This is a genomic window from Pseudomonas sp. NBRC 111124, assembly GCF_001320245.1.
GTDB lineage: Bacteria > Pseudomonadota > Gammaproteobacteria > Pseudomonadales > Pseudomonadaceae > Aquipseudomonas.
In genome coordinates this window covers 1-26,759 of the sequence record NZ_BCBA01000029.1, presented here as the reverse complement: position 1 = coordinate 26,759, position 26,759 = coordinate 1, and the positions used below count along the sequence as shown (strand labels likewise).

Below are 26,759 nucleotides of genomic sequence, written 5' to 3'. Positions count from 1 at the left end.
GCGCCAGGTGCGGATGATCTCCAGCCGGTCGAACTCGGCCAGGTCCCCGGTGAACGGCGCGAAGGGTGCAGCCAGACGCACGATGCGCTGGGCGGCCTGGTCCAGCACCGGTTGCCCGGACGACTCCAGTACCAGCACCTCGTACAGCGAGCCATCGCGGTTGATCGACACCATCATCCGCAAGTTGCCGTAGATCTGCTGCCGGCGTGCCTCGTCGGGGTAGTTGAGGTTACCCACCCGCTCGACCTTCTTGCGCCACTCTTCCTTGTACCAGGCGCCCTTGTCGCGCATGGTCGAAGCCGCATTGAGGCGGTGGATCTTCGGGCGCTTGGCATACATCTGCTGTTCGTTGGACAGTTCGGCCTCAAGGCTGGCGATCTGGCTCGACAATTGCGAGCTGTCGAAATCCGGCGTGGCCGCCGCCGGCTTGGGCTGTGGCTTGCTTTCCTTGGGCTTGGGCTCGACCTTCTGGGCTTTCGGCGCCTTGGTCGCCACCGCGGACTTCTCTGGCGTCGGCGGCGGTGCTACCTCAGGCTTGGCCGCAGGCGGCGGGGTGACCTTGTTGATCTTGCTGTCCTGGAACGGCGCCACTTCGGTGGTGGTCGGCACGGCTTTCTTTTCCAGGGTGCCACTGCCCTGCTGGTTGGCCTGGGCCTGGTAATCAGCCTTCTTCGGCGCTTTCTCGCTCTTGAAGGTGGCCAGGGTGATGTCCATGGTGTGGCGAATTTCCGCCGGCTTCACCACGGTAAAACCCACGCCAAGGAGCAGCGCCAGGTGCACCAGGGCAGCCAGGAACAGGGTAAAGCCAAGCCGGTCCACCGGGCGAACGCGCGGTGGCAGCAGGTCGGAAGGGATGTCGGCAGGCAGCGTCATCAGGTATCCAGCAACCGCAGGGCGGGGCAGCAGCTCAGTCAAAAAGGACTGGCATCATACCCCACTCCGCGCATTTGCCTCGCGTCGGCGGTCAGCGCGCCTTGAGCTGGCGATCAATGGCATCCATCAGCTTGCCACCGATATCGGTGTTGTAGGCAGCGTCGATCTCGCGGATGCAGGTGGGGCTGGTGACGTTGATTTCGGTGAGGGAGTCGCCGATCACGTCCAGGCCAACGAACAGCAGGCCCTTTTCACGCAGGGCCGGACCGACCTGGGCGGCGATCCAGCGGTCGCGCTCGGTCAGCGGGCGGGCTTCGCCACGACCACCTGCGGCCAGGTTGCCACGGGTTTCGCCGCTGGCCGGGATGCGTGCCAGGCAGTAGTCGACCGGTTCGCCGTCGATCATCAGGATGCGCTTGTCGCCGTCCACGATCTGCGGCAGGTATTCCTGGGCCATGATCTGCTGGGTGCCATGCTGGGTCAGTGTTTCCAGGATGACCGACAGGTTGGGGTCGTCCTTGCGGTGGCGGAACACCGACGCACCGCCCATGCCGTCCAGCGGTTTGAGGATGACGTCGCCACGGCTGTTGGCGAACTCGCGCAGGATGTCGACGCGGCGGCTGACCAGGGTTGGCGCCATGCATTGCGGGAACTGGGTAGCGAACAGCTTTTCGTTGCAGTCGCGCAGGCTCTGCGGGCGGTTGACCACCAGCGCACCCTCGCGCTCGGCCTGCTCCAGCAGGTAGGTGCTGTAGACGAACTCCATGTCGAAGGGTGGATCCTTGCGCATCAGGATCACGTCCAGCTCGGCCAGGGCAGTATCCTGTTCCTCGCCCAGCTCGAACCAGCGCGCGGGGTCGGCGAAGACCTTCAGCGGGCGCATCTGCGCACGGGCTTGGCCGGCACCCAGATAAAGGTCGCGCTGCTCCATGTAGAACAGTTCCCAGCCACGGGCCTGGGCGGCCAGCAACATGGCCAGCGAGCTGTCCTTCTTGTAGGAGATGGACGCGATCGGGTCCATGACAATGCCGAGGCGAACGCTCATGGGGTGGTTCCTCTTGGCGGCCCGTGGCCGCGGTGAATCGAAAGAAAAGTGGCTCAGGGTGGCGCCGTGAACGCCGCCGGTCAAGGGGGCGGCAGATGGAATGGGCCCCCGGAGTGTGCTAAAAATGCCCTCAGCTTCAAGCTGCAAGCCATCAGTGGCTTGCTGCCCACACTGTGCAGCGATGGTAGCGCAACTTATGGAACAGCCCCTGAAGGTGATGGTGATCGACGATTCCCGCACGATCCGCCGCACCGCGCAGATGTTGCTCGGCGAAGCGGGCTGCGAGGTGATCACCGCCAGTGACGGCTTCGATGCCCTGGCCAAGATCATCGACCACCAGCCTCAGATCATCTTCGTCGACGTATTGATGCCCCGCCTAGACGGTTATCAGACCTGCGCGGTGATCAAGCACAACAGTGCCTTCAAGGACATCCCGGTGATCCTCCTGTCGTCGCGCGACGGCCTGTTCGACAAGGCCCGCGGCCGGGTGGTCGGTTCTGACCAGTTTCTGACCAAACCATTCAGCAAGGAAGAACTGCTCGACGCGATCAGGGCTCATGTCCCCGGTTTCGCCGCGCCCGAACAACCCGCACCCTGACCGCGCCGCAGGCGCGGCCTTCAATTTCCTGATGGGGAAACAGCATGGCCCGAGTTCTGATTGTCGACGACTCGCCGACAGAGATGTACAGATTGACCGAATGGCTGGAAAAGCACGGTCACCAGGTGCTCAAGGCCAACAACGGTGCCGACGGAGTGGCCCTGGCCCGCCAGGAAAAGCCCGACGCGGTACTGATGGACATCGTCATGCCCGGCATGAACGGCTTTCAGGCCACCCGCCAGCTGAGCAAGGACCCGGAAACCAGCGCCATTCCCGTGGTCGTGGTGACCACCAAGGACCAGGAAACCGACCGCATCTGGGCCACGCGCCAGGGTGCCCGCGACTTCCTGACCAAGCCGGTGGAAGAGGACGCGCTGATCGCCAAGCTCAAAGAAGTACTGGGCGCTTGACCACCCGCCCGCAGGGCGCGTCGCTGACCGCCTTCGAGCTGTTGCTGGACATCGACCGGCGCTGCCGCCTGCTGGTGGCCGACCAGCCGCCGCAGGACACCCGCCTGCAGCAGTGGAGCGGTATCGGTTTTCGCATCGCCGGGCAATGGTTCGTCGCGCCCATGGGCGAAGTCGCCGAGGTGCTGCGTGAGCCGCGCAGCAGTCGTGTACCAGGCGTGCAGCCATGGGTGTGTGGCGTGGCCAACCTGCGCGGCCGGCTGTTGCCAGTGATGGACCTTAGCAGTTTCTTCGGCCTGGGCCCTGCGGCGCCGGGCAAGCAGCGGCGGGTGCTGGTGCTGGACCATGAAGACCTGTTCGTCGGCCTGCTGGTCGACGAGGTGCTGGGCCTGCAGCATTTCGCCCTGAGCAGCCTGGAGCTGTCGCCGCCGCAGCCGCTGCTGCGGGCTGCAGCGCGCTTCGTGCAGGGGCACTTCCCGCGTGAACGCAACTGGGCGATCTTCAGCCCCTTCGCCCTGGCCCAGGCGCCGGGCTTTCTTGACGTGGCGCTATAGGACTTTCGAACGTGAACAAGCCGGCCACCCCAGTCGCCCCCGCCACCATGACCCCTCGCACGCGCAGCATCGTGCAGATCACCGTGCTGTTCGTGATCCTGATTCTGTCGATCATGCTGCTGTTCGCCAATTTCGCCTATCTCAACACCCAGGCCAATCACGACAAGCAGTACATCGGCCACGCCGGCGAGCTGCGTGTGTTGTCCCAGCGCATCGCCAAGAACGCCACTGAAGCAGCGGCGGGCAAGGCCCTGGCGTTCAAGCTGCTGTCGGATGCGCGCAACGATTTCGAGCGGCGCTGGGGCTACCTGCGCGAAGGCGACAAGTCCACCGGCCTGCCTGCGGCGCCAGCTGCGGTACGCGACGAAATGGAAGCGGTGCGCCAGGACTGGGAAAACCTGCGCAAGAACACCGACACCATCCTGGCCAGCGAACAGACCGTGCTGTCGTTGCATCAGGTGGCGGCGACCCTTGCCGAAACTGTGCCGCAGCTGCAGGTCGAGTACGAAAAGGTGGTCGAGATCCTGCTGCAAAGCGGTGCCCCGGCCAATCAGGTGGTGGTCGCTCAGCGCCAGCTGCTGCTGGCCGAGCGTATTCTCGGCTCGGTCAACACCGTGCTGGCCGGCGACGATACGGCGGCGCAGGCTGCCGATACCTTCGGCCGTGATGCCAGCCGCTTCGGCCAGGTGCTCGAGGGGATGCTGGGCGGCAACCCGGCGATCCAGGTGACCCGCGTCGAGGACGCTGACGCCCGCGCCCGCCTGGCAGAAATCGCCGAGCTGTTCCAGTTCGTGGCCGGCTCGGTCGATGAAATCCTTGAAACGTCGCCCGAGCTGTTCCGCGTACGCGAAGCGGCCGGCAACATCTTCAGCCTCTCGCAGACCCTGCTCGATGAAGCCTCGCACCTGGCCAACGGTTTCGAGAACCTGGCCAGTGGCCGCACCCTCGATACCGTCGGTGGCTATGCGCTGGGCCTGCTGGCGTTGGCTTCGATCATTCTGATTGGACTGGTAATGGTCCGCACCACTCACCGCCAGTTGCACGAAACGGCCGAAAAGAACGAACGCAACCAGCAGGCGATCATGCGCCTGCTCGATGAAATCGAAGAGCTGGCCGACGGCGACCTGACCGTCACCGTTTCGGTGACCGAAGACTTCACCGGCGCCATCGCCGACTCGATCAACTACTCGGTCGACCAGCTGCGCGACCTGGTAGCCACCATCAACCACAGCGCCGTGCAGGTTGCCGCTGCCGTGCAGGACACGCAGAACACCGCGCGCCAGCTGGCCAAGGCCTCGGAGCACCAGGCTGCGCAGATCAGCGAGGCGTCGGAGGCGGTCGGCGATATGGTCGAGTCGATCGACCGGGTTTCCGCGCATGCCTATGAATCGGCCAAGGTCGCCGAGCGTTCGGTGGCCATCGCCAACAAGGGCAACGAGGTGGTGCACAACACCATCAACGGCATGGACAACATCCGCGAACAGATCCAGGACACCGCTAAGCGGATCAAGCGCTTGGGCGAGTCTTCGCAGGAAATCGGCGACATCGTCAGCCTGATCGACGACATTGCCGACCAGACCAACATCCTCGCCCTCAACGCGGCGATCCAGGCCTCGCTGGCGGGTGAAGCCGGCCGCGGCTTTGCCGTGGTTGCTGACGAAGTGCAGCGCCTGGCCGAGCGCTCGTCTTCGGCGACCCGGCAGATCGAAGCACTGGTGCGGACCATCCAGGCGGACACCAACGAGGCGGTGATCTCCATGGAGCAAACCACCGCCGAGGTGGTGCGCGGTGCGCGCCTGGCGCAGGATGCCGGCGTGGCGCTGGCCGAGATCGAAGGGGTGTCGCAGAACCTCGCCGAACTTATCCACAGCATCTCTGATGCAGCCCAGTTGCAGACCTCTTCGGCGGGGCAGATTTCCCACACCATGGCGGTGATCCAGCAGATCACCGCACAGACCTCCGCAGGCTCCAGCGCCACTGCCGACAGCATCCGCCACCTGGCGCGCATGGCCAGTGAGATGCGCCGTTCGGTCTCCGGTTTCACCCTGCCGGCACCCGCCGAGCGAAGCTGAGGAAAACCCATGGCTTCTGCCGCCGCAAGCCCCGAGCGCCACGATACCGTGGCCCTGGCCTGGACCCGGGCTGCCATCCTCGATTGCCTGAGCCAGGCCCGTCAGGCCCTGGAACGCTTCGCCGGCGACACCGACGACGTGTCGATACTGGCCTTCGTTGTGGATAACCTGCATCAGGTGCATGGCTGCCTGCGCATGCTCGAACTGCGCGGCGCCACGCGCCTGGCCGAAGAGCTGGAGCTGCTGGCCAAGGCCTTGGCCGAGGGCCAGGTAAGCCCCCGCGGTGACTGCCTGGGCCCGTTGTTCCGCGGCCTGGAGCAACTGCCGTCGTATCTGGAGCGTTTGCGCGGCGCACGCCATGACCTGCCACTGGTGATGCTGCCACTGCTCAACCAGTTGCGTGCCTGCCGTGGCATCGAGCCCTTGGCCCAGGCCAGCCTGATCAGCGGCGCCGCGCAGCGCTTCGCCGGTTCCGACGACCTGGCCAACCTCGACCTGTCGCTGGGCAACTGGCGCGAGCAGATGCAGGCCGGGCCAGGGCGTGATGCCCTGCGCTCGGTGGTCAGCGCACTGTGTGATGACCTGGTACGGATCAAGGAGCGGTTGGACCAGTTCGTGCGCGGTGACCGCCAGCACAGCGAAGAGCTGGACGCGCTGCTGGCGCCCCTGCGCCATGTGGCCGACACCCTGGCGGTACTGGGCTTCCAGCAACCCCGGCGGGTGATCATCGACCAGGTGCTGTCGCTGCAGGCCTTGGCCCAAGGTGAGCGCGCGGTAGACGATGCGGTATTGATGGATGTGGCCGGTGCCCTCCTGTATGTAGAAGCCACGCTCAACGGTATGGTGCTGCCGCTGGAAGAAGGCGGGCAGGGTGGCCTGCCCGGTTCCGACCTGGCCGAGATCCGTCAGCTGGTGCTGAATGAGTCACTGTCGGTGCTGCAGCAGGCCAAGGACCTGATCGGCGACTGCCTGGAGTCCGGCTGGCCGAAGCAACGCCTGCAGCCGCTGCCGGGCCTCTTGCAGCAGGTGCGCGGTGCGCTGGCGATGCTGATGCTGCCCGCTGCTGCCGAGGTTTTTGCAGGCTGCGCGGGCTATGTGCACGGTTGGCTGCAGCACCTGGACGTGGAACCGCCAGCGGACGAGCTGGACCACTTGGCCGAGGCCCTCAGCGCCGCAGAGTGCTACCTGCAATGGCGCGTCGCCGACCCGCTGGCCGATGCTCAGCCGTTCCTCGACATGGCCCGTGCCAGCCTGACGGCGCTGGGCGTGCAATGCGCCCACGCGGGCCCGTCCGAGGCGCAGGACGGCAGTGATGGCATCGATGATGAACTGCGTGAGGTGTTCCTCGAAGAAGCCGGCGAGTTGTTGCCGGAGATTGAACGCCACTGGCTGCGCTGGCGCGCCGACAACAGCCTGCGCGACGCCCTGATCGAAGTACGCCGTGACCTGCACACGCTCAAGGGCAGCGGGCGCATGGTGCATGCCGAGGCGGTGGCGGAGCTGGCCTGGGGCGGTGAGCACCTGCTCAACCGGGTGCTGGAGGGCCGCATCGCCCTGACCCCGGAAGGCGCGGTGGCGCTGCAGCAGGTGTTCGTCCATCTGCCGGACCTGTTGGCCGACTTCGCCGCAGGCCAGTTGCCGCAATTGACCGAGATCGAACAGCTGGCGGGTCATCTGCACGGCCTGGCCGAGAATGACACCCCGGTCAGCACCGACATCGATGGCCTCGACCCGCAGTTGCTGGATATCTTCCGCAACGAAGCGCAGGGCCACCTGGCCAGCCTGGAAAGCTTTCTGCAGGGCGCCAATGGCCAGGGCAACGAAGTCAGCGACAGCCTGCAGCGCGCCTTGCACACGCTCAAGGGCAGTGCTGCCATGGCCGGGGTCATGCCGATCGCCGAGCTGGCCACTGCCTTCGACCGCCTGGTGCGTGAGTACCGGGGTCACCAGTTGCCGTTGCAGGCGGCGGAGCTGCAATGGCTACACACCGCCCATGGTTTGTTCCAGCAAGGCTTGGGGCAGCTGGGCAGTACGCCGTTGGCGATTATTCCGGGCGCGGCCCAATTGATCGAGCAGGTCGGCGAAGCGGTGGATCTGCGCCTGGCCAGCCTGCATGCCGAACCCGAGCACGCCCGCCGTGGCAAGCGCGACCCACAGCTGATCGCCAGCTTCCTGGCCCAGGCCATGGATATCCTGCTGGATGCCGAGTCGTTATTGTCGCACTGGCAGCAGCACCCGGAGCAGCGCGAAGCGCTGGAGACCTTGCTCGACGAGCTGACCAGCCTTGGCCACGCCGCGCACCTGGCCGACCTGTGGCAGATGGATGATGTCTGCGAGGCGCTGCTCGACCTCTACGGCGCCGTGGAGGAGGGCAGCCTGGGCGCCAGCCAGCGCTTCTTCGCCGTTGCCCAGCACGCCCACGAAGCCTTGCTGGACATGCTCGACGAAGTGGCTGCCGGGCAGGAAGTCAGCCCGCGGCCTGACTGCGTCGATGCCTTGCGCGGCCTGCTGGATGGCGCCCTGGCGCCAGATGCCACTGGCTTGGTGAGCCGCGATGCGGTCACGCCGCTGACCGATCTGCCGGAGCTGGTCGATGAGGCGGAAAGTCCGGGCGACAAAGAGCTGCTGGAAGTCTTCCTCGAAGAGAGCTCGGACATCGTCGAAAGTGCCGCCGCTGCCCTGGCGCGCTGGCAGGCCGACCCGCGCAACAGTGTCGAGGTGGAGAACCTGTTGCGTGACCTGCACACACTCAAGGGTGGCGCACGGATGGTCGAGATCACTGCCATCGGCGATTTGGCCCATGAACTGGAGTTCCTCTACGAACTGCTCGCCGCAGGGCGCCTGCCGCCGAGCGCGCCGCTGTTCGCGCTGTTGCAGAACTGCCATGACCGCCTGGCGCACATGCTTGACGCAGTGCGTATGGGCCAACCGCTGCATGCCGCTACCGCGTTGATCGACTACATCCGCAACTTCAGCAGCGCCGCGCTGACTGACAGCGCGGCCGGCCAGGCCCCGACCGAAACCGCACCGGCCGAAGCACCGGCCGCAGCACCGGAGCGGGCGCCCGGCGACATGGTCAAGGTCGACGCCGAACTGCTCGACGATCTGGGTAACCTGGCCGGCGAGCATTCGGTCATTCGCGGCCGCATCGAACAGCAGGTCAACGACGCCCAGTTCGCCCTCAACGAGATGGAAACCACCCTGGAGCGCATGCGCGACCAGCTGCTGCGCCTGGACATCGAAACCCAGGGACGGGTCAGCAGCCGGCAGGCCTTCGAGGGCGATGACTACGAAGACTTCGACCCGCTGGAAATGGACCGCCATTCGCAGCTGCAGCAGCTGTCGCGGGCGCTGTTCGAGTCGGCCTCGGACCTGCTCGACCTCAAGGAAACATTGACCCAGCGTGCCCAGGAGGCATACAGCCTGCTGCAGCAGCAGGCCCGGGTGAACAGCCAGTTGCAGGAAGGCCTGACCGCGACCCTGATGGTGCCCTTCGAACGCCTGGTCCCTCGCTTGCAGAGGGTGGTGCGCCAGGTGGCCAGCGAGCTGGGCAAGCAGGTCGAGCTGGTGGTCGGCAATGCCGAGGGCGAGCTTGACCGCAGCGTGCTCGAACGCATGGTCGCGCCACTGGAGCACATGTTGCGCAATGCCGTCGACCATGGCCTGGAAGCGCGTGAGGCGCGCCTGGCTGCGGGTAAGCCGGAGCAGGGCACCATTCACCTGAACTTGCTGCATGAGGGCGCCGACATCGTCATCGAGATGACCGATGACGGCGCCGGCGTGCCGCTGGAGGCGGTGCGGCGCAAGGCGATCAAGCGCGGCCTGCTGGATCCGCAGGCACAGCTGAGCGACCACGAGATCCTGCAGTTCATCTTGCGCCCGGGCTTTTCCACTGCGGAGAAGATCACCCAGATTTCCGGGCGTGGGCTGGGCATGGACGTGGTGCATGAAGAGGTGAAGCAATTGGGCGGTTCGATGACCATCGAATCGGCCCAGGGCAAGGGCGCGCGCTTTCTGATCCGCTTGCCGTTCACCGTGTCGATCAACCGGGCCTTGATGGTGCACCTGGGTGAGGAGCAATACGCCATACCGCTCAACACCATCGAGGGTATCGTGCGAGTGCCGCCGGCCGAGCTGGCCGCCTGTTACCAGCTGGATGCACCGCGTTACGTATACGGCGGCCATGAATACGAGCTGCGTTACCTGGGTGAGTTGCTGCAAGGGCTGCCGCGCCCGGTGCTGCTGGGGCAGAGCGTGCCACTGCCGGTATTGCTGGTGCATTCCCAAGAACAGTCGTTCGCCATCCAGGCGGACAGCCTGTCGCCGAGCCGTGAGATCGTGGTGAAGAGCCTTGGCCCGCAGTTCGCTGCCGTGGCGGGCTTGTCGGGTGCGACGTTGCTCGGTGATGGTCGGGTGGTGCTGATCCTCGACCTGCTGGGCCAGCTGCGCGGCCAGCAGCGGCGGCTGGCGCGGCTGCCCGGTGGCAGCGGGGTGCAGCGCACCTTGTTCGGCCCGGCGCCCAAGCGTGCAACGCTGGTGATGGTGGTGGACGATTCGGTCACCGTGCGCAAGGTCACCAGCCGGTTGCTGGAGCGCCATGGCATGAGCGTGCTGACCGCCAAGGACGGTGTCGATGCCATGGCACTGCTCGAAGAGCACCGCCCTGACGTGCTGTTGCTGGACATCGAGATGCCGCGCATGGACGGTTTCGAAGTGGCCACCCGCATTCGCCGCGACGAGCGCCTGAAAGACCTGCCGATCATCATGATCACCTCGCGCACCGGGCAGAAGCACCGGGACCGGGCCATGGCCATTGGCGTTAACGATTACCTGGGCAAACCGTACCAGGAGTCGGTGTTGCTGCAGAGCATCGCCCACTGGAGCCATATCCATGCTTGAACTGATTGCAGGTCAGCGCAGCAGCCTTACCGGCCTGCTGTTGCCGTTGGGCGACCGTACCCTGGTGTTGCCCAACGTGGCAGTGGTCGAACTGATCGGCCAGCGTAACCTGCTGTGCGAACCGGGCGACCCGGCCTGGCACCTGGGCTGGATCAACTGGCGCCAGCAGCACTTGCCGTTGATAGGCTTCGAGGCGGCCTGTGGTGGTGAGACGCCGTGTGGCGAACGGGCGCGGATCGTGGTGCTCAATGCACTGGGGGACACCGGTTTGCGCTACCTGGCGGTGTTGCTGCAGGATATTCCACGCTCGTGCAAGCTCGACAGCCAGCTCAACTATGTGGATGTGCCGCTGGGCAGCCTGGAGCTGGCTGCCGTGCAGGTGGGCGAGCAAGTGGCGCGCGTACCGGACCTGGCCGGGCTGGAAAGGCTGGTGCGTGACGCTGAACTGCAACATGCCCTTGATTAGGATGAAATAGGAATGGATCCTGTCATGAACCCAGCCCGCTTCAGGAGGTCTGTGTCTGCATGTATTACGGTGAACGTTTCAATGCCTGGACCCACCTGGTCGGTGCCGTCCTGGCCTGTATCGGTGCCATCTGGCTGATCGTCGTCGCGGGCCTGCAGGGCGACCCCTGGAAGATCGTCAGTTTCACCATCTACGGCAGCACCTTGCTGCTGCTCTACAGCATTTCCACCCTCTACCACAGTACCCGCGGGCGGGCGAAAGTGATCATGCGCAAGCTCGATCACCTGTCGATCTACCTGCTGATCGCCGGCAGCTATACCCCGTTTTGCCTGGTCAGCCTGCGTGGGCCCTGGGGCTGGAGCCTGTTTGGCATCGTCTGGGGGCTGGCAGTGATCGGCATGCTGCAGGAGATCAAGCCGCGCTCGGAAGCGCGCATCCTGTCGATCATCATCTATGCAGTGATGGGCTGGATCGTGCTGGTGGCGGTCAACCCCTTGCTGAACAGCCTCGGTACTGCCGGTTTCGCCTGGCTGGCCGCCGGCGGCATTTTCTACACCGTCGGCATCATTTTCTTCGCCCTCGACAGCCGCTTGCGCCATGCACATGGCATCTGGCACCTGTTCGTGATTGTCGGCAGCCTTCTGCACTTCGTGGCGGTTTCGCTGTACGTACGTTAGCTTTTTGTTTACGAAAAATCGCCCCACAGTTGCTGAGCCACCGACAGCGCCACCACGGGGGCGGTCTCGGTGCGCAGTACCCGCGGCCCAAGGCGTGCAGCGTGGAAGCCAGCGGCCTTGGCCTGTTCGACTTCAGCGTCGCTCAGGCCTCCTTCCGGGCCGATCAGGAAGGCCAGCGTCGCCGGTTTGTCATGGCTCGTCAGCGGTTCGGCCACCGGGTGCAGGACCAGCTTGAGGTCCGCTTCGGTGCCCTTGAGCCATTCGGCCAGGGTCAGCGGCGGATGAATCACTGGCAGGGTTGAACGGCCACATTGCTCACAGGCACTGATCGCCACCTGCCGCCAGTGGGCCAAGCGTTTGTCGGCGCGCTCATCTTTCAGGCGTACTTCGCAGCGTTCACTGACGATCGGGGTAATGGCGTTGGCGCCAAGCTCGGTGGCTTTCTGAATTGCCCAGTCCATGCGCTCGCCGCGGGACAGGCCCTGGCCGAGGTGGACGTGCAGCGGCGAGTCGGGCTGGCCGGCGATAGCCTGGTCGAGGCTGACGCGCACGGTCTTCTTGCCGACCTCGAGCAACTGGCCGAGGAATTCCTGGCCACTGCCGTCGAACAGTTGCACGGCGTCACCGGGGGCCATGCGTAGCACACGGCCGATGTAGTGGGCCTGGGCTTCGGGCAGGTCGTGCTCGCCAAGGCTCAGGGGGGCGTCGATGAAGAAGCGGGACAGTCTCATGGTTCAGCTCGGAATGTGAAGTGGGCATCGTCCCCTGTAGGAGCGGCCTTGTGTCGCGAAAGGGCTGCGAAGCGGCCCCAGGTTTTCAGCTTCGCAGCAGAACTTGCCGGGGCCGCTTTGCGGCCCTTTCGCGACACAAGGCCGCTCCTACAGGGATTGGCGTTTAGCTCTGGATTTAGCCCGGATCGCGGAAGTCGGGGTGGAAGTTGGCCGGTACGGCAACGCTGACGCTGTCGCGGGTGGCGATGTCGATGCCTTCGCTGGCGACTTCTGCCAGGAAGTCGATCTGCTCCGGGGTGATCACGTACGGGGGCAAAAAGTACACCACGCTGCCCAGCGGGCGCAGCAGGGCGCCGCGCGTCAGGGCGTGCTCGAACACCTTCAGGCCACGGCGCTCCTGCCACGGGTAGGCAGCCTTGGTGGCCTTGTCCTGGACCATCTCGATGGCCAGGGCCATGCCGGTCTGGCGGATCTCGGCAACGTGGGCATGGTCGGCCAGGTGCGCGGTGGCGCTGGCCATGCGCGTGGCCAGGGCCTTGTTAGCCTCGATCACGTTGTCCTGCTCGAAGATGTCCAGCGTCGCCAGGGCTGCGGCGCAGGCCAGCGGGTTACCGGTGTAGCTGTGCGAGTGGAGGAACGCGCGCAGGGTCGGGTAGTCGTCGTAGAAGGCCTGGTACACCTTGTCGGTGGTCAGGCACGCGGCCAGCGGCAGGTAGCCACCGGTCAGGGCCTTGGACAGGCACAGGAAGTCCGGGCGGATGCCGGCCTGCTCACAGGCGAACATCGTGCCGGTGCGGCCGAAACCGACGGCGATCTCGTCGTGGATCAGGTGCACGTCATAGCGGTCGCAGGCTTCTCGCAGCAGCTTGAGGTACACCGGGTGATACATGCGCATGCCACCGGCACCCTGGATCAGCGGTTCGATGATCACCGCCGAGAGGGTTTCGTGGTGTTCGGCCAGGGTCTGCTCCATGGCGGCGAACAGGTTGCGCGAGTGCTCTTCCCAGCCCATGCCCTCCGGGCGCAGGTAGCAGTCGGGGCTTGGCACCTTGATAGTGTCGAGCAGCAGTGCCTTGTAGGTTTCGGTGAACAGCGGCACATCGCCCACCGACATCGCGGCAATGGTTTCGCCGTGGTAGCTGTTGGTCAGGGTGACAAAGCGCTTTTTCGCCGGTTTGCCGATGTTCTGCCAGTAGTGGAAGCTCATCTTCAGCGCCACTTCGATGCACGACGAACCGTTGTCGGCGTAGAACACCCGGTCCAGGCCGGCCGGGGTCATGGCCACCAGGCGCTCGGACAGTTCGATCACCGGCTGGTGGCTGAACCCTGCGAGGATAACGTGCTCCAGCTGGTCGACCTGGTCCTTGATGCGCTGGTTGATGCGCGGGTTGGCGTGGCCGAACACGTTGACCCACCAGCTGCTCACGGCGTCCAGGTAGCGCTTGCCTTCGAAGTCCTCGAGCCACACGCCCTCACCGCGCCTGATTGGAATCAGCGGCAGCTGTTCGTGGTCTTTCATCTGGGTGCAGGGGTGCCACAGGACCTTGAGGTCGCGTTGCATCCACTGATCGTTGAGGCCCATGGGCACTTCTCCTGGCTTACTGCCTGCTTTGACCGCGTAAGCCTAAGCAAAGCCAGGGGACAGGACAACCGCTAGTGCCTAATGGCGGCAGACCTGGCGGGCAGAAACCTGGCTACTGACAAAAATACCAGTTGCCAAAGGCACTTGATGTCGCCGTGCTGGCAGGGTCTGAATACCTGACGTATTCTTAGCGCATCGTCTCTCGGGGCATTCCTGCCTCTTCTCATCCCTGCTATTTCAACTCGGAGTTCGCCGACATGGCTGCTGCTTGGGTGCGCCTGTGCGCGTTGGTATTGATCGGTGTGTCCAGCGGCGCCGCGCTGGCAAAGGACAAGACACCGTCGGCAATCGTAGTGGGTGGCGGCCTGGCGGGCCTGACCGCGGCCTACGAGCTGCAGAACAAAGGCTGGCAGGTCACCCTGCTGGAGGCCAAGGCGGGTATGGGTGGGCGTTCGGGCCTGGCCACCAGCGAGTGGATCGGCAACGCCAAGGCCCAGCCGGTGCTCAACCAGTATCTGGACCGTTTCAAGCTTGAAACACTGCCCGCACCTGAGTTCGTGCGTACACCGGGCTACCTGATCGACGGTGAATACTTCAGCGCCACCGACCTGGCTACCAAGCAGCCGGCCACCGCCGAGGCACTCAAGCGCTACGAGAAGACCCTCGACGATCTGGCCCGCTCGATCGACGACCCACTCAACCCTCAGGCGACCAGCACCTTGTTCGCCCTCGACCAGATGAACGTGTCCAACTGGCTCGACAAGCTGCAACTGCCGAGCACTGCGCGTCAGCTGATCAACCAGCAGATCCGTACCCGTTACGACGAGCCATCGCGCCTGTCGTTGCTGTACTTCGCCCAGCAGAACCGTGTCTACCGTGGGGTCAGCGACCGTGACCTGCGTGCTGCGCGCCTGCCTGGCGGTAGCCCGGTGCTGGCCCAGGCCTTCGTCAAGCAGCTGAAAACCATCAAGACCAGCTCGCCAGTCACGGCGATCGTGCAGGACAAGGATGGCGTCACGGTCAAGGTCGGCAGCACCGACTACAAGGCCGATTACCTGGTGATGGCAGTGCCACTGCGGGCCCTGGCCAAGATCCAGATCACCCCTGGCCTGGATACCCAGCACGTGGCAGCCCTCAGGAGCACCAACTACGGCTGGCGCGACCAGCTGATGCTCAAGTTCAAGCAGCCTGTGTGGGAAAGCCGCGCGCGCATGTCGGGCGAAATCTTCAGCAACACCGGCCTCGGCATGCTGTGGATCGAGCCTGCGCTCAAGGGCGGTGCCAACGTGGTGATCAACCTGTCGGGTGACAATGCGCGTCTGCTGCAGGCCTTTGGCGACAAGCAGATGGTTGACCAGGTGCTGATCCGCTTGCATGCGTTCTATCCACAGGCCCGTGGCGCGTTCACCGGTTACGAGGTCAAGCGTTACAGCGTCGACGCCGGTACCGGTGGCGCTTACCTGGCCTACGGTCCAGGGCAGATCAGCAAGTACTGGCGCCTGTGGGAGCGCCCGGTGCAGCGCATCACCTTTGCCGGTGAGCACACCGATGCGCTTTATCCGGGTACCCTCGAAGGGGCCCTGCGCAGTGGCCAGCGTGCTGCCAGCCAGGCTCAGGACCTGCTTGCCGGCAAGTCGTTCGACCCGGCCAAAGCTGCAACCGTCGCAGCAGCGGCAACGGCGGGTGCGGCAGTGGCGAAGAAGGACAGTGGTGGAGGGTTCTTCTCGCGCCTGTTCGGTGGTGGCGACAAGCCTGAAGCGAAGGCCGCGCCGGTTGCCAAGGTCGAGGAAGCCGCACCGGCACCCGCACCGACTCCTGCCGCCCCCGCTACCCCTGCACCTGCTGTAGTTGCCAAGGAAGAGCCGGCCAAGCCCGCCGCGACCAAGGCAGCCCCGGCCAAGCATGTGCCGGCGCACAAGCCTGCGGCCAAGCCCGCAGCCAAGCAGGCGAAAAAGCCGGTCGAGGCGAAGAAGGCCACGGTCAAATCCGAGCCGGTTAAGAAGCCGGTGGCCGATACCCAGGCCAAGGCAAACTGAAGCCAATACCGGCCTCTTCGCGGGTTTAAGGGCGAAGAGGCCGGTACTGGCAACCTCGAACTCTACGACTATTGTTAATGTTTCCTTAATAGGAAACTCACACACTAATCATCGTATTTCTCGATAATCCAAAGCAGTTTTTTAAGCTTTTATTCGATACGTTACGCGTTAGTCTGTGCACAGCTTTCACGGGGAACCACGTCATCATGCAATTGCGCAACTCACCTTCTCGCTATGGCGTGGTCAGCATCGTCCTGCACTGGGGCGTTGCATTGGCAGTCTTCGGCCTGTTCGGCCTGGGCCTGTGGATGGTCGGTCTCGACTACTACGACCCTTGGCGCAAGGCCGGCCCGGACTTGCACAAGAGCATCGGCCTGATATTACTGGCAGTGATGCTGCTGCGTGTGGTCTGGCGCTTCATCACCCCGCCACCGCCGGCACCGGCCAACCATGGGGCTTTCACCCGCATGGCGGCCAAGCTGGGGCATCTGGCGCTGTATCTGGGCCTGTTTGCAGTCATGATCGCCGGTTACCTGATTTCCACTGCCGACGGCGTCGGCATTCCGGTGTTCGGCCTGTTCGAGGTGCCAGCGCTGATCAGCGACCTGCCCGACCAGGCGGACGTGGCCGGCGTGATTCACCTGTGGTTGGCATGGGGCCTGGTGATTTTCGCCGTGTTGCACGCCCTGGCCGCCCTGAAACACCATTTCATCGACCGTGACGCGACCCTGACACGCATGCTGGGCCGCAAAGCTTGACTCTCAACCTCAATTGCATAGGAAGGAAGTAAGGATGTTGAAAAAGACTTTTGCCGCTCTGGCGCTCGGTACTGCTCTGTTCTCCGCTGGCCAGGCCATGGCTGCCGAGTACAAGATCGACAAGGAAGGCCAGCACGCGTTCGTCGACTGGAAGATCAGCCACCTGGGCTATAGCTTCATCCACGGCACCTTCAAGGACTTCAGCGGCGACTTTACCTGGGACAGCGCCAAGCCTGAGGCCAGCAAGATCAGCGTCGATCTGAAGACTGCCAGCGTGTGGTCGAACCACGCTGAGCGCGACAAGCACATCGCCAGCAAGGACTTCCTGGACGTTGCCAAGTACCCGGATGCCAAGTTCGTCTCCACCGCTGTCAAATCGACTGGCGAGAAGACTGCTGACGTGACCGGCGACCTGACCCTGCACGGTGTGACCAAGCCGGTGACCTTCAAGGCTACCTTCAACGGCGAGGGCAAGGACCCATGGGGCGGCGAGCGTGCTGGCTTCAACGCTACCACTACCGTTAACCTGAACGACTTCGGCATCAAAGGCCCTGGCCCGACTTCGCAGACCCTGGACCTGGATATCAGTGTCGAAGGTGTGAAGCAGAAGTAAGCTTTGCTCAGGCAATAAAAAACGCCGCCCATTGGGCGGCGTTTTTTTATGCCTGATGCTTGGCTCAGCCTTTGCGGGTCAGCAGTGCTGGCCGCTCACCGCGCGGGCGGCTCGGCAGATCATCCAGCTGCTCGGGCGTCGGGTAACGGTCGAGCTTGGATTCCTTGCGGATGATCACCGGCTGGTGCTGCTCACGGGAGCTGCGTACTGCCGGCTCCTGGCGAGTGGCATCGTCACGGCTGGCCGAACGGTTACGGCCACCGCCATTGTTGTCACGACGTGCGCCGCCACCATTGTTGTTGCGTGGGCGCTTGTCGCCGCCGGCATTGCGCTGCTGGCCGCCAGCATTGCGGCCCTGGCCTTGGCCAGCGCCGTTGTTGCTGCGCGGGGATTGGGCTTGGCCCTGTTGGCCTTGCCCTTGGCCGGCGCCGCCTGGGCGACGATTGCGGCCCTGGCCCTTGCCCTGGTAAGGGCTGACGTAGTCGGCGCGGTTGCCGAAGTTGTCCACCTCATCATCCAGGAATTCTTCCGGGTCGCGATCGGCAGCTGCTTTCGGCGCGCCGTTGTTGCTCGCTTGTTGCTGCTGTGGGCGAGGTTTCTTGTCGCGCGGCTTGCGTGGCTGCTGCTGTTGCTTGTCGCCGGGCTTTTCCTTGTCGGCCGGCTTGTCAGCAGCCTGCTGCTTGGCCTTGCCTTTGTCCTTGCCCTTGTCCTTGCGACCGCCGTTGGCGTCTTTGCCGCCTTCGCCACGGGCCTGCTGGTTGCGACCACCGCGGCCACTGTTCTGCTGACGCTCGCGAACTTCTGGCTTCTCGGCTTCCACCTGGCTGGCATCGAAGCCCATCAGATCGCCATCCGGGATTTTCTGCCGGGTGACGCGTTCGATGCTCTTCAGCAGCTTTTCTTCATCCGGCGCAACCATGGAGATGGCCTCGCCCGAACGCCCGGCACGGCCGGTACGGCCGATACGGTGCACGTAGTCTTCCTCGACGTTTGGCAGCTCGAAGTTGACCACGTGGGGCAGCTGGTCGATGTCGAGGCCACGGGCGGCGATGTCGGTAGCCACCAGTACGCGCACGCTGTTGGCCTTGAAGTCGGCCAAGGCTTTGGTGCGGGCGTTCTGGCTCTTGTTGCCGTGGATGGCGGCGGCGGTCAGGCCGTGCTTTTCCAGGTACTCGGCCAGGCGGTTGGCGCCGTGCTTGGTGCGGGTGAACACCAGTACCTGTTCCCAGGCACCCAGCGTGATCAGGTGCGCCAGCAGGGCGCGCTTGTGGCTGGCGGGCAGGCGATAGACGCGCTGCTCGATACGCTCGACGGTGGTGTTCGGCGGAGTGACCTCGATGCGCTCCGGGTTGTGCAGGAGCTTGTCGGCCAGGTCGGTGATGTCCTTGGAGAAGGTCGCCGAGAACAGCAGGTTCTGGCGCTTGGCCGGCAGGCGGGCGAGGACCTTCTTGACGTCATGGATGAAGCCCATGTCGAGCATGCGGTCGGCTTCATCCAGAACCAGGATTTCCACGTGGGCCAGGTCGACCTTGCCTTGGCCGGCCAGGTCGAGCAGGCGCCCCGGGCAGGCGACGAGCACGTCGACACCCTTGGCAATGGCCTGGATCTGCGGGTTCATGCCGACGCCACCGAAGATGCAGGCGCTGACCAGTGGCAGGTCGCGGGCGTACACCTTGAAGCTGTCGTGGACCTGGGCGGCGAGTTCGCGGGTCGGGGTCAGGACCAATACGCGCGGCTGGCGCGGGCCATGACGCTGGGATTTGTCGGGGTGGCCGGCCGGGAACAGACGCTCGAGGATCGGCAAGGCGAAGCCGCCGGTTTTACCAGTACCAGTCTGTGCGGCAACCATCAGGTCGCGACCTTGCAACACGGCGGGAATGGCCCGCTGTTGCACCGGAGTCGGCTGGGTGTAGCCCGCTGCCTCGATAGCGCGGACAAGAGCCTCGGAGAGACCGAGGGAAGCAAAGGACATGGGCAATCCTGTTCTCGTGGGGGCTGGGCCCGTAGGGATATTCTGCCTGGCGCGACGGGCATCGAAGGGATGCGATCGCGTCCGGTCCAGCTGGGCTTTCACTGCACATCCGGGAAGCGGAAGGTGGACGCCAAGGGGCGTCAATGCCGATCGGGATGCCTGTTGCGAGGCCGAGCGTCCGGGCGTGAGCCGGGCGGGAAGGCCCGAGTATAACAGAGCTAACGCCGCGTGCTGCTTTCCTGCTGCTCAACGGCGCCGGCAAGATCGCCAGCGTCGCCGATGTAGTGTTCGATAATCGCCTCGAATGCCGGCTCCTGCTTGAATCGACGCAGCTCTTTGGCCAATGCCTCGGCCAGCTGCTAGCGCCCGACAATGCCCCCGGCAGCGGTATCAGTGATGGGACGAGCGCAGCAGATGTGCCTCGATATCCTTGCGCCGACCGCCCAGCGACAGGCGCAGGCTTGGGTGGCGCAGGCACTGGCGCAATCGCTCGGGCTCGATGCGCCCGTAGCGTTCATTGAGGTTTTCCAGCGCCTTGTCCCACCAGGCCGGGGCACAGGCGCGATCGAACTCGTTGGCGTAGGGGTAGCAGCCATACAGCAGCTCGCGCACGAACTGGCGCTCGCGGCTCGGCATGGTCAGGCTCAAGGCCTTGTAGCCCAGACGTTGCAGGGTCGGTGGGCGTGGCAACTGGTCGTTGACCAAAACCACATCGGCAAGCGCCGCGGCACCCAGTGGGTCATCACCGTGCTTGCGCAGCCAGGCCTGGATCTTGGCGCGGAACTGGGCTTTGCGGCTCCAGTAGTGGTGAATGACGTCGGTACATTCGGCCAGCTCCACCTTGCGGTATGCGGCCACCGCCAGGCAGAACTCTTCCAGGGTATAGGCGGTGCGGGCCAGCGGATAGAACTCGTCCATCATGGCAATGGAACGGTCCAGGACATCGGCGTCCTCGGCGCACAGGCCGATCACGCCCGAGTTGACCAGCGGCATCTGGCAGTCGGCCAGGCCGCGAGACTCGAGGAGGCCGAGCAGGTTCTTGTACAGCAGGCACTTCTGGTTTTCGCCGTAGCGCGCACCGATGGCGTTGCACAGCAGCGTGCCGGGTTTGACCCGCTGGAACAGCTGCAGCGGCGACTTGCGGAAGAAGGTATCGGTGTCGATCAGCACGGCCTGGGGATGCTGCTGCAGCACCTGGCGCATCAGCACATGCTTGCTGCGGAAATGGTAGCCGTGGGGCTGGTTCCAGGCTTTGCGGGTCGCCTCGTCGAGCAGATGAACGGTCACCGGCAGCTTGACGTAAGGTTCGGCCTGATCGGTATAGACCTGGATGTCGATGGCCGGGTTGGTGCTGTGCCCCAGATGCGCGAGGGCGCTGACGATGCTGAAGCAGGCTTCCTGGTGATAGGTGGCCGGGCCGAACGCCAGGTACACCAGCTGAGGACGTGAGGGCAGGAAATGCTGCATTGCTTGCGACACCTGTTAAAACCAGAAATGATCAAGGCCCTAGTCTACGACTAAAGCCTTAATAGTTTCTGAATCCGATGATGCCAAAAAGTTTCAGCGTGGCAGCTTCAGATTGTTCCAGATCGCCAGGCTCGCCTCGGCCTGGTTGAGGGTATAGAAGTGCAGGCCCGGTGCGCCGCCTTGCAGCAGTTGCTCGCACATGCGGGTGATGACTTCTTCGCCAAAGGCCTGGATGCTCGCCGTATCGTCGGCATAGGCTTCCAGTTGCTTGCGAATCCAGCGTGGGATCTCGGCGCCGCAGGCATCGGAGAAGCGCGCCAGTTTGCTGTAGTTGGTGATCGGCATGATGCCGGGCACCACCGGGATGTCCACGCCCATCTTCTGCGCGCGCTCGACGAAGTAGAAGTAGCTGTCGGCGTTGAAGAAGTACTGGGTGATGGCGCTGTCGGCACCGGCCTTGACCTTGTGCACGAAGTTGCCCAGGTCGATCTCGAAATTGCGCGCCTGCGGGTGCATTTCCGGATAGGCGGCGACTTCCAAGTGGAAGTGGTCGCCGGTTTCCTGGCGGATGAACTCGACCAGGTCACTGGCATAACGCAGTTCACCACTGGCCATGCCCATGCCCGACGGCAGGTCGCCACGCAGGGCGACGATGCGTTTGATGCCGGCAGCCTTGTACTCGGCCAGCAGGGCGCGCAGTTCGTCCTTGGTGTCGCCGACGCACGACAGGTGCGGCGCGGCCGGGACCTTCACCTCGTTTTCCAGCTGCAGCACGGTGTTCAACGTGCGATCGCGGGTGGAACCACCGGCACCATAGGTGCAGGAGAAGAAATCAGGGTTGTACGCGGCCAGCTGTCGGGCAACGCCCATCAGCTTTTCGTGACCAGCGTCGGTCTTGGTTGGAAAAAACTCGAAACTGTAACGGCGATCTTGGGACATCAGGCGTTCCTCGAGCAGCAGGCCTCAAGCAGCAAGCTGCAAATAAAAGCCAGATCGGTGAAGGCCGATCTGGCTTGGGCATCGTTCAGGTTTCGGCGTTGGAGCCGGTGGCTCCAGGCCTGCCGCTTAGTAGCGGTAGGCGTGCGGCTTGAACGGGCCTTCGACGGTCACACCAATATAGTCGGCTTGTTGCTGGGTCAGCTGAGTGACCACGCCGCCGAAGCCGCGGACCATTTCCAGGGCCACTTCTTCGTCGAGCTTCTTCGGCAGCACTTCAACGGTCAGGCGCTCGGCTTTTTTCTCGGCCGACAGATCAGCGAACTTCTGCTCGAACAGGAAGATCTGCGCCAGCACCTGGTTGGCGAACGAACCGTCCATGATGCGGCTTGGGTGGCCAGTGGCGTTGCCCAGGTTGACCAGACGGCCTTCGGCCAGCAGGATCAGGTAGTCGTCGTTCTGCGGGTCGAAGTCGCCGGCGCCGGTACGGTGAATCTTGTGTACCTGCGGCTTGACCTCTTCCCAAGCCCAGTGCTTGCGCATGAAGGCGGTATCGATTTCATTGTCGAAGTGACCGATGTTGCAGACCACGGCGCGCTTCTTCAGGGCCTTGAGCATATTGGCATCGCAGACGTTGACGTTACCGGTGGTGGTGACGATCAGGTCGATCTTGCCCAGCAGTGCCTTGTCGATGCTGGCTTCGGTGCCGTTGTTGATGCCGTCGATGAACGGCGAGACCAGCTCGAAGCCGTCCATGCAGGCCTGCATGGCGCAGATCGGGTCAACTTCGGTGACCTTGACGATCATGCCTTCCTGACGCAGCGACTGTGCCGAACCCTTGCCCACGTCACCGTAGCCGATCACCAGGGCCTGCTTGCCCGACAGCAGGTGGTCGGTACCACGCTTGATGGCGTCGTTCAGGCTGTGACGGCAGCCGTACTTGTTGTCGTTCTTGCTCTTGGTGACCGAGTCGTTGACGTTGATCGCCGGGATTTTCAGCTCGCCCTTGGCCAGCATGTCCAGCAGGCGGTGCACGCCGGTGGTGGTCTCTTCGGTTACACCGTGAACGCGTTCCAGAACAGCCGGGTATTTCTTGTGCAGCAGTTCGGTCAGGTCACCGCCGTCGTCGAGGATCATGTTGGCGTCCCAAGGCTGGCCATCCTTGAGGATGGTCTGCTCCAGGCACCACTCGTACTCTTCCTCGGTTTCGCCTTTCCAGGCGAACACAGGGATACCGGCGGCGGCGATGGAGGCGGCGGCCTGGTCTTGAGTCGAGAAGATGTTGCAGGACGACCAGCGCACTTCGGCACCCAGGGCAACCAGGGTTTCGATCAGCACGGCAGTCTGAATGGTCATGTGGATGCAGCCCAAGATCTTCGCACCCTTGAGCGGTTGCTCGGCGAGGTACTTGCGACGCAGGCCCATCAGTGCAGGCATTTCCGATTCGGCGATGATGGTTTCGCGACGGCCCCAGGCGGCCAGGGAAATGTCAGCGACTTTGAAATCGGTAAAACCAGCAGGCGTGTTTACAGCGCTCATTGAGAGCCTCCATTCGTAGTGTGCGAATGGGCGCCGTTGTGCGTTAAGCGCCCGCGAGAGCGGACAACGCCCCATCCGAGCCTGACAGGCCTAGCCTGCTGCAGCGCCCCTCGGACAGGTGGCGGGCATGGCACCGCTGTGGGCCGCCATGTGAAACGGCGAAGATTATAGCCGTGACGAGCTTCGAGCCCAAGGTTTTCTGTCGATTAATCGAGACGATAGTCGATCATCAATGGAGAGGCGGCGGCCGCTCTGCCATCATTACCTCACGTTAGCCAAGCAGGTCAGGAGTACAGATGAACTTTCACACCCGCAAATGGGTAAAACCCGAAGACCTCAACCCCAACGGCACGCTGTTCGGTGGCAGCCTGCTGCGCTGGATCGACGAAGAAGCGGCGATCTATGCCATCGTCCAGCTGGGCAACCAGCGTGTGGTGACCAAGTACATGTCGGAGATCAATTTCGTCAGTGCCTCGCGCCAGGGCGACATCATCGAACTGGGCATCACCGCCACCGAGTTTGGCCGCACCTCGATCACCCTCAAGTGCGAAGTGCGCAACAAGATCACCCGCAAGAGCATTCTGACGGTCGACAAGATGGTCTTCGTCAACCTGGGCGAGGACGGCTTGCCGGCAGCCCATGGGCGGACCGAGATCAAGTATGTCCAGGACCAGTTCCCGGACTCCGCCGTCGAGTGATTGTCAGGGGCCGCAGAGCGGCCCCTGTATTTTCAAGGCTGTGTGCTGACCTTGCGCACCACGCGCCCGATGCTCAAGCCCTGCACCAGAATCGACGACAACACCACGATGTAGGTGATCGACAGCAGCAGGTCACGTTCTTCGCCCATTGGCAGCGACAAGGCCAGTGCCACCGACACGCCGCCGCGCAGGCCGCCCCAGGTCAGCACGCGGATGGTGCCCTGGGGCACCGACCGCCAGCGGCGCAGCAACAAGATCGCCGGTGCCACGGTCAGCAGGCGAGAGGCCAGCACCGCCACCGCCAGCACGCCGCCGGCTGCCAGGTGCAGCCAGTTGAACGGCAGCAGCAACAGCTCCAGGCCGATCAGGGCGAACAGCAGGGCATTGAGCATGTCGTCGATCAGTTCCCAGAAGCCGTCCATATAGCGGCGAGTCATGTCGTTCATCGCCAGGTTGCGCCCCAGGTTGCCGATGATCAGGCCGGCGACCACCATGGCGATTGGCGCTGAGACGTGCAGCTCATAGCACATCGCCGAACCACCAATCACCAGCGCCAGGGTCAGCATGACCTCGACCTGGTACTGCTCGACGCTTTTGATCATGCGGTAGGTGGCATAGCCGATCACGCCGCCAAACAGCACGCCGCCGATGGCTTCACGGGCGAACAGGATGGCGGTGTCGGCTACGCTCGGCGTTTCACCCAGCTGGATGATGCCCAGCAGGACGGTGAACACCACGACCGCCGTACCGTCGTTGAACAACGACTCGCCGACGATGGTGGTCTTGAGCGGCTTGGAGGCATTGGCGGTGCGCAGTGCGCCCAGCACGGCGATCGGGTCGGTCGGCGAGATCAGCGCGCCGAACAGCAGGCAGTAGATCAGCGGCACCTGCCAGCCGAACATCGCGAATACCCAGTGCGACAGGTAGCCGATTACCACGGTAGCGATCAGCACGCCCAGCGTGGCCAGCAGGCCGATCGGCCAGCGGTAGCTGCGCAGGTCGCTGAGGTTGACGTGCAGTGCGCCGGCGAACAGCAGGAATGCCAACATCCAGTGCATCAGCAGGTCATTGAAATCGATCTGGTTCATCAGTCCTTCGACACGTTCTTCCAGGCCAGGGAAGCCAATCAGGCTCAGACCCTGCAGCATCAGGGAGAACAGCAGTGCCGTGACCATCACGCCGATGGCGGGTGGCAGGCCGATGAAGCGGTAATTTACATAGGTGAGGAGGGTGGTGAGGCAGATAAATGCGGCAACTAGTTCAAGCATCCCGAATCCTGTGACAGTGGCTTCCAAGTCGTTACCCGAATGGCTCGGGCAGTTCTTTGATGATCTGGCGAGGGGGTCGGGACACAGGGTTTGACCGGAATTGTCGGAAACGTTCTGCTTTGCTGAGGATTTGTGTTTCGGCTGAGACCGAGCGCCGCCCGCGCGGCGCTCGATCTCACAGGTGCTGAAACTCTCCCGGCGTACTCGTCCCAGGCAACCTGCAGCCCAACGCTATATATTCATCCCTCAAAAAACCTCACAAGGACCCAAAGGCGTGCTGGCAACTTCCCTGGTTTTGGTCGCCGCGCTTCTGCACGCGACCTGGAACACCCTGATCAAATTCAGCGCCGAGCGCCTGCTGGTAATCGCCAGCATGGACCTTGTGGCGTTGCTGTTCGCGGTGTGCGCCGTGGCCTTTACCGAGTTCCCGCCTGCCGAGATCTGGCCTTGGCTGCTGGCTTCGGCGCTGGCCGAGCAGCTGTACCGGTTCTTGCTGATCCAGGCCTATCGGGTCGGTGATCTTGGCCTGGTCTATCCTCTGATGCGTGGCCTGTCGCCGCTGGTGGTGCTGGGGCTGACCCTGGCGTTTGCCGGTGAGTCGCTCAGCCAGCAGCAGATCATCGGCATCCTGCTGATCCCGTGTGGCATGGCGTGCCTGTTGTGGCAGGGCGGGGGCGGTGACCGCTTGCCCTGGTCGATGTTGCCGGTGGTCGCGCTGATCGGCTTGTGTATCGGTTGCTACACCTGGTTCGATGGCCAGGCGGTGCGCTTGTGGGGCAAGCCTTGGGATTACCTGGTGTGGTTGACGCTGCTCAGTGCCTGGCCGTTCCCGCTACTGGCCAGTGTGGCGCGGCGGGCACCGTTCGTACTGTTCTGGCGCACCCAATGGCGCCTCGGGCTGGCGGTGGGTTTTTGCGTGCTGTTCAGTTACGCGCTGGTGCTGTGGGCCATGCACCTGGGGTCGGTGGCCGAAGCGGCGGCCCTGCGCGAGTTGAGTGTGATCCTGGTGGTATTGCTGGGTATGCGCTACCTCAAAGAACCTTTTGGCAGGCCGAGACTCCTAGCTTGCGGGCTGGTCCTGGCAGGCATGCTGGTGATGAAGCTCTGACCCGAACATTGAACAAGGAGTGCTGTGCATGACCGTTGCCCTGTGGTGCATCCTGATCGCCCTGTGCCTGCCGCCACTGTGCGCATTGATTGCGAAAGTGAGCAGTGGCCGCTTCGGCCTGCGTGACAACCATGACCCGCGCGCATTCCTCGATACCCTGTCAGGCCTGCCAAGGCGTGCGCATGCGGCCCAGCAGAACAGCTTCGAGGCGTTTCCGGCATTCGCCGCAGCAGTGCTGGTGGCGGATATCGTCGGCAATGCCGAGCAGGTGACCCAGGATGTGCTGGGGGTGATGTATATCACCAGCCGCTTGCTGTACATCATCTGCTACCTGGCGGACTGGGCGGCGCTGCGTTCGCTGGTGTGGTTCGCCGGGTTGGCGATTATCGTGGCGTTCTTTGTGGTTTCTGTCTGAAACCGAGTTGCCTGCTTCGCGGCGGTTCGGCGCCCCGACAAGCCC

The 26,759-nt window shown here is 63.8% G+C and carries 22 protein-coding genes, 1 pseudogene and 1 riboswitch; of the genes and pseudogenes, 13 read left to right on the top strand and 10 right to left on the bottom strand.

The genetic code is table 11. The features are described 5' to 3' along the window. Both APH28_RS12510 and gshB read right to left on the bottom strand, forming a co-directional pair. Positions 1–873 (bottom strand): energy transducer TonB (locus tag APH28_RS12510; RefSeq protein ID WP_060509724.1); only part of this gene is annotated, 873 nt, incomplete at its 3' end. Positions 874–964: 91 nt separating this feature from the next. Continuing rightward, positions 965–1,918, bottom strand: coding sequence for a glutathione synthase (gene gshB / locus APH28_RS12505; RefSeq protein ID WP_060509722.1), 954 nt, complete (start codon positions 1,916–1,918; stop codon positions 965–967). A gap of 196 nt (positions 1,919–2,114) precedes the next feature. On the opposite strand from gshB, the gene APH28_RS12500 reads away from it, so the two are divergent. The 7 genes from APH28_RS12500 to APH28_RS12470 are packed head-to-tail and all read left to right on the top strand — an operon-like array spanning position 2,115 to position 11,591. After that, positions 2,115–2,516 (top strand): PleD family two-component system response regulator, encoded by a 402-nt coding sequence (locus APH28_RS12500; RefSeq protein ID WP_060509720.1) that lies wholly within the window; start codon positions 2,115–2,117, stop codon positions 2,514–2,516. A gap of 44 nt (positions 2,517–2,560) precedes the next feature. Further along, positions 2,561–2,926 carry a twitching motility response regulator PilH gene (gene pilH / locus APH28_RS12495; RefSeq protein WP_060509717.1) on the top strand — a complete coding sequence of 122 codons (366 nt, stop codon included), beginning with the start codon at positions 2,561–2,563 and terminating at the stop codon, positions 2,924–2,926. Continuing rightward, complete coding sequence (locus APH28_RS12490; protein ID WP_008094837.1) at positions 2,923–3,477, top strand: chemotaxis protein CheW; 555 nt, start codon at positions 2,923–2,925, stop codon at positions 3,475–3,477. The genes pilH and APH28_RS12490 overlap by 4 nt, the downstream gene beginning before the upstream one ends. 47 nt (positions 3,478–3,524) lie before the next feature. Next, on the top strand, positions 3,525–5,549 hold the full coding sequence (locus tag APH28_RS12485) for a methyl-accepting chemotaxis protein (RefSeq protein ID WP_256249250.1): 2,025 nt from the start codon (positions 3,525–3,527) through the stop codon (positions 5,547–5,549). 9 nt (positions 5,550–5,558) lie between these two features. After that, complete coding sequence (locus APH28_RS12480; protein ID WP_060509715.1) at positions 5,559–10,448, top strand: Hpt domain-containing protein; 4,890 nt, start codon at positions 5,559–5,561, stop codon at positions 10,446–10,448. Further along, positions 10,441–10,914, top strand: a complete 474-nt coding sequence (locus APH28_RS12475; RefSeq protein ID WP_060509714.1) for a chemotaxis protein CheW — start codon at positions 10,441–10,443, stop codon at positions 10,912–10,914. Before APH28_RS12480 ends, APH28_RS12475 begins: the two co-directional genes overlap by 8 nt. Before the next feature lie 59 nt (positions 10,915–10,973). Then, the gene (locus APH28_RS12470; RefSeq protein WP_060509711.1) at positions 10,974–11,591 is read left to right on the top strand and encodes a hemolysin III family protein; all 618 of its coding nucleotides are present in this window, start codon (positions 10,974–10,976) and stop codon (positions 11,589–11,591) included. An 8-nt stretch (positions 11,592–11,599) separates the two neighbouring features. Here the strand turns inward: APH28_RS12470 and APH28_RS12465 are convergent, their stop codons facing one another. Further along, on the bottom strand, positions 11,600–12,322 hold the full coding sequence (locus APH28_RS12465) for a 16S rRNA (uracil(1498)-N(3))-methyltransferase (protein ID WP_060509709.1): 723 nt from the start codon (positions 12,320–12,322) through the stop codon (positions 11,600–11,602). Positions 12,323–12,497: 175 nt separating this feature from the next. Continuing rightward, positions 12,498–13,904: an adenosylmethionine--8-amino-7-oxononanoate transaminase gene (locus tag APH28_RS12460; RefSeq protein WP_060509707.1), complete on the bottom strand. Its 1,407-nt coding sequence runs from the start codon at positions 13,902–13,904 to the stop codon at positions 12,498–12,500. Between the two features lie 257 nt (positions 13,905–14,161). Between APH28_RS12460 and APH28_RS12455 the strand changes: the two genes are divergently transcribed. The 3 genes from APH28_RS12455 (at position 14,162) to APH28_RS12445 (ending at position 17,311) form a co-directional block, all read left to right on the top strand. Beyond that, on the top strand, positions 14,162–15,940 hold the full coding sequence (locus APH28_RS12455) for a flavin monoamine oxidase family protein (protein WP_060509705.1): 1,779 nt from the start codon (positions 14,162–14,164) through the stop codon (positions 15,938–15,940). A gap of 206 nt (positions 15,941–16,146) precedes the next feature. After that, the gene (locus APH28_RS12450) at positions 16,147–16,698 is read left to right on the top strand and encodes a cytochrome b (RefSeq protein ID WP_060509703.1); all 552 of its coding nucleotides are present in this window, start codon (positions 16,147–16,149) and stop codon (positions 16,696–16,698) included. A 34-nt stretch (positions 16,699–16,732) separates the two neighbouring features. Next, positions 16,733–17,311: a YceI family protein gene (locus APH28_RS12445; RefSeq protein ID WP_060509701.1), complete on the top strand. Its 579-nt coding sequence runs from the start codon at positions 16,733–16,735 to the stop codon at positions 17,309–17,311. A 64-nt stretch (positions 17,312–17,375) separates the two neighbouring features. On the opposite strand, the gene APH28_RS12440 is transcribed toward APH28_RS12445, so the two are convergent. From APH28_RS12440 to ahcY, 5 genes and pseudogenes are all read right to left on the bottom strand, one after another. Continuing rightward, positions 17,376–19,283, bottom strand: a complete 1,908-nt coding sequence (locus APH28_RS12440) for a DEAD/DEAH box helicase (RefSeq protein WP_060509699.1) — start codon at positions 19,281–19,283, stop codon at positions 17,376–17,378. 218 nt (positions 19,284–19,501) lie between these two features. Next, a pseudogene (locus APH28_RS28070) lies at positions 19,502–19,639 on the bottom strand (amino acid ABC transporter substrate-binding protein); the annotation flags it as partial. A gap of 34 nt (positions 19,640–19,673) precedes the next feature. Continuing rightward, positions 19,674–20,750 (bottom strand): hypothetical protein, encoded by a 1,077-nt coding sequence (locus tag APH28_RS12435; RefSeq protein WP_060509697.1) that lies wholly within the window; start codon positions 20,748–20,750, stop codon positions 19,674–19,676. Between the two features lie 93 nt (positions 20,751–20,843). Then, the gene (metF, locus tag APH28_RS12430; RefSeq protein ID WP_060509695.1) at positions 20,844–21,689 is read right to left on the bottom strand and encodes a methylenetetrahydrofolate reductase [NAD(P)H]; all 846 of its coding nucleotides are present in this window, start codon (positions 21,687–21,689) and stop codon (positions 20,844–20,846) included. Between the two features lie 126 nt (positions 21,690–21,815). Then, positions 21,816–23,225, bottom strand: a complete 1,410-nt coding sequence (gene ahcY / locus APH28_RS12425) for an adenosylhomocysteinase (protein WP_060509694.1) — start codon at positions 23,223–23,225, stop codon at positions 21,816–21,818. A gap of 21 nt (positions 23,226–23,246) precedes the next feature. Further along, positions 23,247–23,343: riboswitch (S-adenosyl-L-homocysteine riboswitch) on the bottom strand. A gap of 178 nt (positions 23,344–23,521) precedes the next feature. On the opposite strand from ahcY, the gene APH28_RS12420 reads away from it, so the two are divergent. Then, on the top strand, positions 23,522–23,923 hold the full coding sequence (locus APH28_RS12420) for an acyl-CoA thioesterase (protein ID WP_012274534.1): 402 nt from the start codon (positions 23,522–23,524) through the stop codon (positions 23,921–23,923). A 32-nt stretch (positions 23,924–23,955) separates the two neighbouring features. Here the strand turns inward: APH28_RS12420 and APH28_RS12415 are convergent, their stop codons facing one another. Then, the gene (locus APH28_RS12415) at positions 23,956–25,191 is read right to left on the bottom strand and encodes a sodium:proton antiporter (protein ID WP_060509692.1); all 1,236 of its coding nucleotides are present in this window, start codon (positions 25,189–25,191) and stop codon (positions 23,956–23,958) included. Between the two features lie 274 nt (positions 25,192–25,465). Here APH28_RS12415 and APH28_RS12410 point away from each other — a divergent pair, with 274 nt between their 5' ends. Beyond that, complete coding sequence (locus tag APH28_RS12410; RefSeq protein WP_060509684.1) at positions 25,466–26,299, top strand: EamA family transporter; 834 nt, start codon at positions 25,466–25,468, stop codon at positions 26,297–26,299. A gap of 28 nt (positions 26,300–26,327) precedes the next feature. Then, positions 26,328–26,714, top strand: a complete 387-nt coding sequence (locus APH28_RS12405; protein WP_060509681.1) for an MAPEG family protein — start codon at positions 26,328–26,330, stop codon at positions 26,712–26,714. Positions 26,715–26,759: the final 45 nt, after the last annotated feature.